General features: G+C 62.9%; 10 protein-coding genes. 3 read left to right on the forward strand and 7 right to left on the reverse strand.

What is annotated here, in order from left to right; all coding sequences use genetic code 11:
* Window positions 1-392: TetR/AcrR family transcriptional regulator (locus Q1V57_RS06160; protein ID WP_300528691.1), on the reverse strand; the 392-nt coding region annotated here is incomplete at its 3' end.
* Between the two features lie 392 nt (window positions 393-784).
* Between Q1V57_RS06160 and aspS the strand changes: the two genes are divergently transcribed.
* Complete coding sequence (aspS, locus tag Q1V57_RS06165; RefSeq protein ID WP_366145092.1) at window positions 785-2596, forward strand: aspartate--tRNA ligase; 1812 nt, start codon at window positions 785-787, stop codon at window positions 2594-2596.
* Between the two features lie 76 nt (window positions 2597-2672).
* Here the strand turns inward: aspS and Q1V57_RS06170 are convergent, their stop codons facing one another.
* The 3 genes from Q1V57_RS06170 to Q1V57_RS06180 form a co-directional block, all read right to left on the reverse strand.
* Window positions 2673-4034, reverse strand: coding sequence for a pentapeptide repeat-containing protein (locus Q1V57_RS06170; RefSeq protein ID WP_300528694.1), 1362 nt, complete (start codon window positions 4032-4034; stop codon window positions 2673-2675).
* Between the two features lie 61 nt (window positions 4035-4095).
* Entirely contained in the window at window positions 4096-4596 is a 501-nt protein-coding gene (locus Q1V57_RS06175; RefSeq protein ID WP_300528696.1) for a pentapeptide repeat-containing protein, read from the reverse strand.
* Between the two features lie 60 nt (window positions 4597-4656).
* Window positions 4657-7602 carry a hypothetical protein gene (locus Q1V57_RS06180; protein WP_300528699.1) on the reverse strand — a complete coding sequence of 982 codons (2946 nt, stop codon included), beginning with the start codon at window positions 7600-7602 and terminating at the stop codon, window positions 4657-4659.
* 154 nt (window positions 7603-7756) lie between these two features.
* On the opposite strand from Q1V57_RS06180, the gene Q1V57_RS06185 reads away from it, so the two are divergent.
* Together Q1V57_RS06185 and Q1V57_RS06190 are read left to right on the forward strand one after the other, a co-directional pair.
* Window positions 7757-8167, forward strand: a complete 411-nt coding sequence (locus tag Q1V57_RS06185) for an NADH:ubiquinone oxidoreductase subunit NDUFA12 (protein WP_300528701.1) — start codon at window positions 7757-7759, stop codon at window positions 8165-8167.
* Between the two features lie 72 nt (window positions 8168-8239).
* Window positions 8240-8701 (forward strand): DUF2155 domain-containing protein, encoded by a 462-nt coding sequence (locus Q1V57_RS06190; protein WP_300528703.1) that lies wholly within the window; start codon window positions 8240-8242, stop codon window positions 8699-8701.
* A gap of 296 nt (window positions 8702-8997) precedes the next feature.
* On the opposite strand, the gene aat is transcribed toward Q1V57_RS06190, so the two are convergent.
* Genes aat through accB form a run of 3 tightly spaced genes read right to left on the reverse strand, consistent with a single transcriptional unit; the run spans window position 8998 to window position 11553 of the window.
* Window positions 8998-9651, reverse strand: a complete 654-nt coding sequence (gene aat / locus Q1V57_RS06195; RefSeq protein WP_300528705.1) for a leucyl/phenylalanyl-tRNA--protein transferase — start codon at window positions 9649-9651, stop codon at window positions 8998-9000.
* Between the two features lie 15 nt (window positions 9652-9666).
* A complete protein-coding gene (accC, locus tag Q1V57_RS06200) occupies window positions 9667-11013 on the reverse strand; it encodes an acetyl-CoA carboxylase biotin carboxylase subunit (protein WP_300528707.1) in 1347 nt (448 codons plus the stop codon).
* A gap of 30 nt (window positions 11014-11043) precedes the next feature.
* Window positions 11044-11553: an acetyl-CoA carboxylase biotin carboxyl carrier protein gene (gene accB / locus Q1V57_RS06205; RefSeq protein WP_300528709.1), complete on the reverse strand. Its 510-nt coding sequence runs from the start codon at window positions 11551-11553 to the stop codon at window positions 11044-11046.
* Window positions 11554-11650 lie beyond the last annotated feature (97 nt).

Genomic DNA, 11650 nt, shown 5'->3' on the forward strand with positions numbered 1-11650 from the left:
GAGGCGGCGATGAAGTTGTTGCGATGGGTGAGGTGATAGGTGAATTGCGCCGGGTCGCTGTCGGCCAGTTCGCAGTAGGCTTTGACGAGGGCGCGGGCGGTTTCTTCCATATTGGCGTCGGGCACGAGATGTTCGACGACCAGGTCCTGGAGTTTCTGGTGAATGGCCTCGAACATCAGCCGGGCCAGCTCGTCCTTGGATTTGAAATGGCGATACATGGCGCCGTCCGAGATGGTGCAGGCGGCGGCGATCTGCTTGATCGAGACACCGTCCAGGCCATGCTCGGCAAACAGTTTCAGCGCGGCGCGCTCGATGCGGGCCTTGGTCGTGCCATAGCGCGCCGTGACACCCTGATTGGGATCCATGTCTTCGAAAATGTCTGCTCTCAGCATTCCGGTGTCCATCGCTCGCACTCCCCAGTGGTGTAAGTAAACGATCATTCACAAGCTTTATGGCGGGTCGCCACGGAGAATGCAAGTGAATAGTTACTTACATGGTGGGAAAAGTACGGGAGAGGAGGCTAGTCAGCTGAATTAGCGCACTATTTCATTCGGCAGATACCCCCTCATCCTGACGCAAGTCAGGACCTAGAGAGCATAGAGCGGCATGTTCGGTGGAGTTCAACGTCGTCGAGGTCCCGGGGCAAGCTCGGGATGAGGGGGCAGGAGGGCGCAGAAGCTACCCGTCTCCAACTGCACCCATTCCCCCACAATCCTTGACATTCCACCCCGCAAACCGGCATGTCGCGGCGACCTGTTTCATGTTCATTTCGGACGACGCACCCATGCACGCTTATCGCTCCCATACCTGCGCTGAACTGCGCCCGGATCATGTTGGCCAGACGGCCCGTATTTCCGGCTGGATCCACCGCAAGCGCGACCATGGCGGTCTCTTGTTCATCGACCTGCGCGATCACTATGGCCTGACCCAGTGCGTGCTGGAGCCGGAGAGCGAGCATTTTGAAACGCTCGAGCGTTTGCGCGTGGAAAGCGTTGTGACCATTACCGGTGATGTCGTCGCCCGTTCCGCAGACACGGTGAATGAGAACCTGCCGACCGGTGCGATCGAGCTGCGGGTCAAGGATCTCGACATCCAGTCTGCCGCTGAAGAGCTGCCGTTGCCGGTCTTTGGCGAGCCGGAATGGTCCGAGGAAGTGCGCCTCAAGCACCGCTATATCGATCTGCGCCGCGAGAGCCTGCACGCGCGCATCATCAAGCGCTCCAAGATCATCGACTCGATCCGTCGCCGCATGGTCGATGAGGGCTTTACCGAATACCAGACGCCGATCCTGACGGCCTCCTCGCCGGAAGGCGCGCGCGACTTCCTGGTGCCGGCCCGCCTGCACCCGGGCAAGTTCTACGCCCTGCCGCAGGCGCCGCAGCAGTTCAAACAGCTGATCATGGTCTCCGGCTTTGACCGCTATTTCCAGATCGCACCGTGCTTCCGTGATGAGGACGCTCGTGCCGACCGCGCGCCGGGTGAGTTCTACCAGCTCGACATGGAAATGAGCTTCGCCACCCAGGAAGACGTGTTCAACGTCATCGAGCCGGTGATGAAGGGGCTGTTCGAGGAGTTCTCCGAGGGCTGGGCCGTGCCGGACGAGCACTTCCCGCATATCGCCTACAAGGACGCCATGCAGTGGTATGGCTCTGACAAGCCGGACCTTCGTAACCCGATCAAGATGTCGGACGTGTCCGACACTTTCCGCGGGTCCGGCTTCAAGGTCTTTGCCGGCATGCTCGAGCGCAATCCGAAAATCCAGGTCTGGGCCATCCCGGCCAAGACCGGCGGTTCGCGCGCCTTCTGTGACCGGATGAATTCCTGGGCCCAGAAAGAGGGTCAGCCGGGCATGGGTTATATCTTCTGGCGCGAGGCCGAGGGCGGTCTCGAGGCAGCGGGCCCGATCGCCAAGAATATCGGCGAGGAGCGCACCGAGGCGCTGCGCGTCGAGCTCGGCCTTGAAGCGGGCGACGCCGTCTTCTTCGCGGCCGGTGATCCGAGCGAGTTCGCCAGCTTTGCCGGTCGCGCCCGCGATGTCGTCGGCACCGAGCTGGACCTGTGCGAGAAAGACACTTTCCGCTTCTGCTGGATTGTCGACTTCCCGATGTATGAGTGGGACGAGGACAACAAGAAGGTCGAATTCTCCCACAATCCGTTCTCCATGCCGCAGCTGACGGCCGAGGAATTCCTGGCGCTGGACAACCCGTCCGATGACGAGCTGCTGGCGATGAAAGCCTGGCAGTACGATATCGTCTGTAACGGTGTGGAACTGTCCTCCGGCGCGGTGCGGAACCACCGTCCGGACGTCATGCTCAAGGCCTTCTCCTATGCCGGTTACGGCCAGGACGTGGTCGAGGAAGAGTTCGGCGGCATGCTCAACGCCTTCCGCTATGGCGCCCCGCCGCACGCCGGTATTGCACCGGGTGTCGACCGTATCGTCATGCTGCTTTGCAACCAGGAAAACCTGCGAGAAGTGGTGATGTTCCCGAAAGACCAGCAGGCCCGCGATCTGATGATGAACGCGCCGGGTACGGCCGAGAACAAGCACCTGCGCGAGCTGCACATCCGCACCGTGGTGCCGGAAGAAAAGAAGTAAGCGCGGCATGCCGCCCTGAAATGCGAAGAGCCGCCCCTCGGGGCGGCTCTTTTCGTCTGGGCTCAAGCCAGGATGGCTATTGCGGGTTTTCCGGTTCAGGCGGAATAGCCGGCTTGGGTACGATCACGTCGCCATTATGGCGCAGGATAAAGACGTTCTCGCCGTCCTCATTATACATCTCATAGGCAAACCAGTCGGCTTGCTGGGCCGAAAGCGAGTGGTTGGGCTGACCGGCAAGGCGGGCCTCGATACCGGCCTCCGCCAGTTCCCGTTCTGCATCGCTTAACTCGCGCTCGACCTCTCGCAGTTCTTCGGCAGCCTCGCGCTCCATCACCCGCAGTTCGATATTACGGGCCCGGTCTTCCCGCCTGGCGTCGCGCGCACGATTGCGGCCTTCGCGCTCCGCGTCGCGCAGGGCGCGGCGGATTTCCCGCTCGGCAAGGGCAATCTCGCGCATGGCTTCGCGCGTTGCACGCTGCACGGCCTCGCGGTCGAGATCCTCGGCATGCTCTTCCAGAGCCAGGCCCACCTCGGCGAGAATTTCCACGCGCAAGGTTTCCAGCGCTTCGATCTCAGCCAGCGTCTCGGCGACTTCGGTGACCTGGGACTGGGAAAGCTGGGGCAGGGAGACGGTATTGATCTGGTAGTGGGAGACATGGCCTTGCGGGCAGGCACGCAGGCTGACGGTATGTTCGCCGAGCCGGGTGGCCTCGTCGCCGCAAGCATTGGCCAGGGCAGCCTTGTTGAGCCCGCGCACACGTTCAAACACAGCCGCGCTGAGATTAACCCCGGTCAGATCGGAATTGCGGAAGTCGACTTCTTCCAGATGCGCGCCTTCAAAGCTGGCATCGGTCAGGTCGGCATCGCGGAAATCGACCTTGCCGCCGGTCACCTGGGCGAAATTGGCATGACGCAGCTCGGCTTGGCGGAAATTGGTGTCGTCGAGCTCGGCGCGCAGGAAATTGACCTGGTGCAATTGCGCATCAACGAAGCGGGTCGATTCCAGCTCGCTTCCGATGAAGGTCACGAACACCATCTCCGAGCGGCTGAAATTGGCGTCGCGCAGATTGGCGTCGGAGAAATTCACGCGTTCGATCTGGGTTTCCGACATGTTCGCGTCAGACATGTTCGCGCGCGAGAAGGAAACCCCGGTCATTTGCGCCTGTACCATCTGCGCTTCGGAGAAGTCGGTGCCGGTAAAGCGGCATTCCACAAATGTGGAATTGAGCAGGTTGGATCCGGAAAAGCTGGAACCCTCGAAATCCGCGCCGATGAAGTTCGCACCGGCCAGATTCTGATCGGAAAAATCGCAGCCTTCACACTCACCGCCAATGGCCAGGCCACGGCGCGGCGTATCTCCGCCGCCCGCCCAAGCGGGCGTGGCAAGGACAGTGCTCGCAGCGAGAAGTGCAACTATGGAGACGGCTGTAGTCCGCATACCTCCCTCGATACGGCAGGTTAGGAAGAAATGCGACTTAAATGACAGTAATACCGGTTGCCTAAATCAACCGGCAGTCTGCGATATGCAGGCCGGGCGGCAATAGCGTATCGGCGTCGCCGCAGGCCCGGTCGAGCTGGTGCTGGGTGAGGCCGCGCACATCGCTGAGATAGGCGCCGGACAGGTTGGCCCCGGTGAGGTTGGCGCCAGCCAGGTTGGACGCGTTGAAATAGGTGCCGACCAGGACGGCATCACTGAGATCGGTATCGCGGAAGCTGGCACCGACAAAGCGGGCCCCGAAGAGATTGGCGATGGACATGTTGGCGCCGTCAAAGCGGCTGCCATCCATGATCACCAGGGACAGGTTGGATTGGCGCAGGCGCGACCCGGACAGGTCGAGATTGCGCAGTTCGCGGTAGGACAGGTCTGCCTGGAAGAGATTGCAGCCGCTGCAGGACTGTCCCGCCTGGACGCGCGCAATCTCGCCGCGGTTCTGGGCGTGAGCGGTGGCTGGCAGGCTGAGTGCGGCCAGCAGGATGAGCGATGCAAACAAGCGTGCCATTTCGGTACACTCCGGGCTGTCTTCCTTGTGCCCGCTGCAAGCCCTGAACCGCTGTCCGCGCTAGCCGGTCCAGTTACACGCATCGCAATGCAGACCGCCTTCACCCTTGACCACGGTGAAATGGCCGCACTCAGGGCAGGGATCACCCGTATACGCGGTCGCGCCGGTCACCGGCCGGGTGATGCTGTGATCCTCGACCTGCGTATATTCCGTCTCAATTGTCGGCGCATCGGTGTCATTGGCATTGGCCGCCTTTTTCGAGGCGCCGGCGAACATCAGGATATTATTGGGCACCTGGCCGCGGCTGAAACCGCGCGAGATGAAGCGGGCCGCATCTTCCTGCGACAGCTTTTCCTGCTGCACACCCTTGCCGATCCCGCCCGGGTCGGCCTTGTCCGGAGAGATCTCGGCCAGGTCATCGCGGCCGAGATAGGACACGCCCAGTTCGCGGAAGAGATAATCCAGGATCGAGGTGGCGTGCTGGATCTGGTCATTACCCTCGACCGCGCCGGCCGGTTCGAAGCGGGTATAGACGAAGGCATCGACAAATTCCTCAAGCGGCACGCCATATTGCAGGCCGATCGAGATGGCGATGGCGAAATTGTTCATAAGCGAACGAAATGCCGCGCCTTCCTTGTGCATGTCGATGAAGATCTCGCCAAGTTCGCCATCATCGAACTCGCCGGTGTGCAGATAGACTTTGTGGCCGCCGACCGTCGCTTTTTGGATATAGCCCTTGCGGCGGTCGGGCAGTTTGCGGCGGGCGGCCGGTTTCTCGACCACGCGCTCGACCTCAACCGTGCGCTCGACAATACGTTCGCGCGTTTGCTCGGCGGTGTAATCGCCCTTGTCGAAGTCGATGGAGGGCAGCATGTCGAACAGGCCGGAGCCAGTACGCGACATTGCGAGGTCGCGAAGGCCGAGCTGGCTGGCATGGTCAAACAGCGCCGCCACATCATCGATCGACGCGTCGGCATCGAGATCAATGTCCAGTGCGACATGACCGGAGATCTGCTGTTCCACCGCATGCGCGAGATCAAGCTGTGCCTCGACAGACGGGTAGGCAAACAGCGTCCGCAATTCTGCCGGAACCGCATCGGCATCCTCAAGGGTGGCTGAGCCCTGGGCGTAGCGGTCAGCCAGGGCGATATCCTGTTCGCTATAGCCCAGTGCGGCGCACAGCGATTGACCATCTGCTTCAATCACATCGCTGGTCAGGCCGAGAATGTCGCGGCATACGCGGTCACCGAGCGTCCAGCGATTGAGCGCAAAGCGAATCGAGGCGCCTTCACCAATGGAATCATCAAGCCGTTCCAGCGCATCCAGCGGGATGCCGCGCAACATCAGATCCTCGAAGGAAATCGCCGGCGCGCCGCGCAGCGTGCCCTGTCCGGCGGCATGATCCTCGGCCCGCTCGATCGTCGTGGCATCAAGGCCCAGACGTGTCAGGCCGGTGCGGACACAATCGCGCAGCCGGGTGCCGCCAAGCTCATCGCGATCGGGCGTGATGGCATTGACCAGCGGGCGACAGCCGCCGGCCTCGCCGTCAAACAGCCCGGCCAGGTCGGCGGGAATATCAAGGGCGCAAACCAGCGGACCCGGACGGGTGAGGGCGGAGCGCGCCGCGAAGCGGCTGTCATGACGCTGGAGCGCATTGGCGATGGAGGCCAGCTCGGCCGGCAGGCTCGCCGGCGCGATATCCATGCCAAGCGATGGCGCGATGGCACCGCATTCGGCGCAGCTTTCGCGTACAGCCATGGTCACCAGGCGAGCAATGGCGGCAGCGGCGAGACGGCCGTCATCGCTGTCATAAGCCAGTCCCAGAGCCATCAGAGCCGGCGCCATGCCGGTTAGCGAGACCGAGCCGGCATTGCCGGCATCCTTGTGGGCGCTGAAAATCAGGGCCTTGGACCAGCAGCGCGCTGTATCCATAAGCAATTCGGCATTGAGACCGGCGCTGTCATCAATAAAGGCGGGCAGGTTGAGATAGACTGCCGGGCCTTCCTGCTGCGGGCTTTCCTGGAAGGCCAGCCGCGGCGCACCGAAGCTCCAGACCGTCCGGGCAACGGCATTGCGGAACTGGCGGGCGCGGACACTGCCGCCGGCCTCGCCAAAGCTCCAGGCATCGTCAGCGACGACGGCAGAGGCGAAAGCTGCGGGGGTGTGCAAGACGGTTTCGGGCACAGCTGTGTGCTCCGGAGCCAGGGCTGCGAGCGCATCGTCATCAGCGCCCTGGCGCGCCATGGCGAGGGCCCGTTCAACGGCAACCTCGGGCACACCATCGCGCAGGGCATGGCGCATGGCCCGGGCCAGCGCGGCGTTCTGACGGGGGTCAAAACAGACCTCACCGTCGCCGGAACAGCGACGAATGGCTTCGCCGATGGCTTTCAGGCGCGCTTCGGTGACCCGCGCGCCGGTTTCCAGGATCGAGCCGCGCAGCGCGTCGGCGGCCACGACGCGCAGGGCTTCCGGTGCGTCCTCTGCGTCGGCACGGATGTGACGGCGTTCCGGCACTGCGGCCGTATCCGTGATGTCGTCGCCATAGGCCCAGTCGGTGCCGCCCTGGCGCCAGAGGTCAGCATCCGGCACGGCGAGGCGAGTGATCAGGCTGGCTGACAGGCCGGCATAGAACAGATTGGCCTCATCGACGGCGGCAAAGGCGCCCATTCGCCCCGCAGCCCAGGTGAGTGAGCCGGCAAGACGGGCGGCCGCCTTGTCGATACCGTCCTCCAGTGCCCGTTCGTCACTCGCCGGTATTTGCGGCGCCAGCCCGGCATAGGCTTTGAGCCCCGGCTTCGGCCGGGTTTTGACCGGGCGCGGGGTGTCGAGTAAAGCGGCGAGGGTGAGCGCCGCCGTATCGCTCCAGGCGGGCGGGACGCGTAGGGCGCGATCATCGCCGAGGCCGTCATCATCATTGTCGGCGGTGCAGTTGAGCAGGCGCGCCTCCAATGAGAGATCAAAATGCTCCGAGGCTGCCAGATCGGCCAAGCTTGCCGGATTAGTCATTTGTCCACCCTTTTGCCCACCGAATCGGTCGGTAATCGCAAAAGTTTACTCCTCCGGGGGGCCGGCCTGAACCCCGCCGCGCTCGAGACTGGACCCAATGGCCCGGGGAAGGCATATACGGCTGTGAATAACCCTACCGACTCGGAGCCCTCTCATGCTCGGACTGATTTCGAAGATTTTCATCTGGTGGAAAGACGCCACGCCGGGCACGCTTTTGACCCTGCATAATCGCGGCGCCCAGCAGGTCGGCGAAGATGAATTCGGCAATCGCTATTTCGAGGAAAAGGGCAAGACCGGTCCGGACGGCAATAAGCGTCGCTGGGTGCTCTACAAGGGTTATGCGGATGCGTCGCGCGTCCCGTCGGACTGGCATGGCTGGCTGCACCACACCTTCGACGCACCGCCGACCGAAACTCCGCTCAAGCGCCAGACCTGGGAAAAGGACCACCATCCCAACCTGACCGGAACGGTACACGCCTATCGGCCGACCGGCTCGCTGACCTCAACGGAAAAGCGCCAAGCCACGGCCGGTGATTACGAAGCCTGGTCGCCGAATCAGGGCTAACCGACCCCGGTCTTGTCGCCTGTGCGGGGAACCGCCTCGACACCGTCATAATCTCTCGGCAGCTTGGCTCCCATGATGCGTTCTCTGACAGCACTTGTTCTGGCTTGCAGCGTGATGGCACCCGCCATGGCGCAGGATATCGATGATTTCATGCGCGGCGATGACCCGCTGGAAACCGCCGATCCGGATACGCGTGCCAACCAGCCCCTGTCCAGCCGCCCGGGCAATGTCGTCGTCCTCCGCGGCCTCGACAAGGTCACGGCGCGCACGCGCGATTTCGAAGTGACGATCGGTGAGAGCGTCGAATTCGCCGCCCTGACCATCACGGCGCAATATTGCCGCAAGCGCCCGCCGGAAGAGACGCCGGAAACCTATGCCTTCCTGCAGATCGCTGACCGCCGCACCGACGGTTTCGGCGTTGATGTTGAAGGCGAGACGATCTTCTCCGGCTGGATGTTCGCCTCCCGTCCCGCGCAGAACCCGCTCGAGCATCCGGTCTATGACGTCTGGGTGCTGGACTGCCGTACGGACTAGGGCCGGGCGTTTCGCTCAACTTTCCCAGATCCCCTCATCCTGATGTCAATCAGGACCCCGAGGGCGTGGGGCGTGTCTCCGCGAGTTCGGGCGGAGATCCGGGACCCAGTCTGGCTCATCGAGGTCCCTGATCTGCGCCCCGCTTTCGCGGGGCAGCCGTCAGAGATGACAAGTGGGTGGGAAGACTATCTACCCATTTGCGCCGACTTAAGGTCGGGGCCGCGCATTATCCCGGCGTCGAGCACGTCTCCACCCGGCGTTGGAATGAAGCCGGGGAAAAATCGAGCGCGGTCAGCTCAGTCCTTCAAGCCGAGCGCCCGCGCGAGCACATCCTGCGCACCCAGATCCATTCCCATCGCATAAAAATCCGCCGTGGTCCCGAGCGCGCCCTCAAGCCGGTCGTGATAGGCGTCGCGCGAGATTGTTTCGACGCCGAGATTCTCCAGATGCTCGGTGGTGAATTGGGTGTCGAGCAGGCTGTAACCGCCGGTATTGAGGCGCGCGACGAGATGCACGAGCGCGATCTTGCTGGCATCGGTGCGGGCAGAGAACATGCTCTCGCCGAAAAACGCGCCGCCGAGCGAGACGCCATAGAGGCCGCCGGCCAGTTGCTCTCCATCCCAGCATTCCACGCTGTGGGCAAAGCCGTCGCGGTGTAGCTCATTATAGAGGGCGAGGATGCCGTCATTGATCCAGGTTTCCTCGCGCCCTGGGCCGGGCTCGGCACACAGGCGCACGACCGTGTCGAAGGCGGTATCGATTTTCACCTGGAAAGGCGCCTGTTTCACCGTACGCTTGAGGCGCCGCGGAATATGCAGACCGTTGAGCGGCAGGATGCCGCGCTCGTCCGGATCGAGAAGATAGATGCGCGGGTCGTCGCGCGCTTCCGCCATGGGGAAAACGCCACGCGCATAACAGTCCAGCAATTCCGCCGTCCCGAAGACCCGCATATCACCCTTGGCCGATCAGGCCTCCCGGTTGGCGAGCCACTCCTCAAGCCAGCGGATGTGGTAGTCGCCGTTCACGAATTCCGGCTCTTCAAGCAGGGCCAGGAAGATCGGGATCGAGGTTTCGACACCGCCGACGACCATTTCCTCCAGCGACCGGCGCAGGCGCAGAAGCGCTTCCGTCCGGGTCCGCCCGTGCACGATGAGCTTGCCGATCAGGCTGTCATAATACGGGGGGATTTTATAGCCCGCATAAAGCGCCGAATCGAGACGGACGCCGAGCCCGCCGGGGGCGTGGAAATCACTGACCGTGCCCGGCGAGGGCGTGAAGTTTTTCGGGTTTTCCGCATTGATGCGGCACTCGATCGACCAGCCTTCGAAGGTGATGTCTTCCTGCTTGATGTCGAGCGGTGCGCCGTCGGCGACGCGGATTTGTTCGCGTACCAGGTCGATGCCGGTAATCATCTCGGTGACCGGGTGTTCCACCTGCAGGCGGGTATTCATTTCGATGAAGTAGAACTCGCCGTTTTCCCACAGGACTTCGATCGTGCCGACACCGCGGTAGCCGATCGCACCGATGGCCTTGCGGACGGTTTCACCGATCTTGGCGCGGTCCTCGGCATTGAGGGCCGGCGAGGGGGCTTCCTCGAGGATTTTCTGGTGCCGGCGTTGCAGCGAGCAATCGCGTTCGCCCAGGTGGACGACATTGCCGTGCGTATCGGCCAGGATCTGGATCTCGATATGGCGCGGCCGGCCGAGATATTTCTCGATATAAACGGTGCCGTCACCGAAAGCCGCCTTGGCCTCGGTGGAGGCGGTATCCATCGCCTCTTTCAGGTCCGCTGCGGTTTCGGCGACCTTCATGCCGCGGCCACCGCCACCGGAGGCGGCCTTGATCAGGACCGGGTAACCGATCTTCTCGGCGACCGGGATGGCGTCTTCATAGGTCTCGACACCGCCCTCTGAGCCGGGAACCACCGGGATGCCGGCATCCATGACGGTCTGCTTGGCGGTGATCTTGTCACCCATGACGCGGATATGTTCCGCCGTCGGGCCGATGAAGGTGAAGCCGTGGGCCTCGACGATCTCGGCGAAGCGCGCATTTTCCGACAGGAAGCCATAGCCCGGGTGGATGGCCTGGGCGCCGGTGACTTCGGCCGCGGCGATAATGGCCGGGACGTTGAGATAGCTCTTGGCCGCCGCCGGCGGGCCGACGCAGACGCTTTCATCGGCGAGGCGAACATGCATCGCATCGGCGTCTGCCTCGGAATGGATGGCGACGGTGCGGATGCCCATCTCGCGGCAGGCGCGGTGGACTCGAAGGGCGATTTCGCCGCGATTGGCGATCAGGATCTTGTCGAACATTCTGGGCGCTCGCGCGTTAAAGGGTGAGCGTTAGACGAGAATGAAGAGCGGCTCGCCGTACTCGACCGGCTGGCCGTCCTGCACCAGGATTTCGGCGATCTTGCCGGATTTCTCCGCCGTGATCGGGTTGAAAGTCTTCATCGCCTCGACCAGCAGGATGGTATCCCCCTGGGAGACGTTGGAGCCGACCTCCACGAAATTGTCGGCTTCCGGATTGGCCTTCAGGTAGACCGTGCCGACCATCGGCGACTTCACCACGCCCGGATGGGCGGAGAGGTCGGTGGCGTCCTGTGCGGCCGGGGTTTCCGGCGGCGCGGCGGCCGCTGCGGCCGGAGCCGGCGCTGCAGCAACCGGGGCTGGAGCGGCCATCGGGACAGCGGCCTGGACGACCGGGGCAGCGGTCAGCTGACGGGCAATGCGCAGCTTGAGCTCGCCATGCTCCACTTCGATCTCGGTCAGCTCGGTATCGCGCAGGATCTTCGCCAGATCGCGAACCAGGCGGGTGTTGAGCGGGGCACCGGATTTGGAATCAGAACTCATGGAGATGGGCCTTTGATTGTTTTCAGGTGTTCAGGCTTTGAACGGCGGCATCAATCCCCAGCAAATAACTGGCCAGACCGAAGCCGGTAATGCTGCC

Source organism: Maricaulis sp. (genome assembly GCF_030149425.1).
Classification (GTDB): Bacteria; Pseudomonadota; Alphaproteobacteria; order Caulobacterales; family Maricaulaceae; genus Maricaulis.

Coding starts and splice junctions, on each gene's coding strand:
- aspS (WP_366145092.1), top strand. CDS start 785: ATGCACGCTTATCGCTCCCATACCTGCGCTGAACTGCGCCCGGATCAT.
- Q1V57_RS06180 (WP_300528699.1), bottom strand. CDS start 7,602: ATGACTAATCCGGCAAGCTTGGCCGATCTGGCAGCCTCGGAGCATTTT.
- accC (WP_300528707.1), bottom strand. CDS start 11,013: ATGTTCGACAAGATCCTGATCGCCAATCGCGGCGAAATCGCCCTTCGA.
- accB (WP_300528709.1), bottom strand. CDS start 11,553: ATGAGTTCTGATTCCAAATCCGGTGCCCCGCTCAACACCCGCCTGGTT.
- Q1V57_RS06175 (WP_300528696.1), bottom strand. CDS start 4,596: ATGGCACGCTTGTTTGCATCGCTCATCCTGCTGGCCGCACTCAGCCTG.
- Q1V57_RS06170 (WP_300528694.1), bottom strand. CDS start 4,034: ATGCGGACTACAGCCGTCTCCATAGTTGCACTTCTCGCTGCGAGCACT.
- aat (WP_300528705.1), bottom strand. CDS start 9,651: ATGCGGGTCTTCGGGACGGCGGAATTGCTGGACTGTTATGCGCGTGGC.
- Q1V57_RS06190 (WP_300528703.1), top strand. CDS start 8,240: ATGATGCGTTCTCTGACAGCACTTGTTCTGGCTTGCAGCGTGATGGCA.
- Q1V57_RS06185 (WP_300528701.1), top strand. CDS start 7,757: ATGCTCGGACTGATTTCGAAGATTTTCATCTGGTGGAAAGACGCCACG.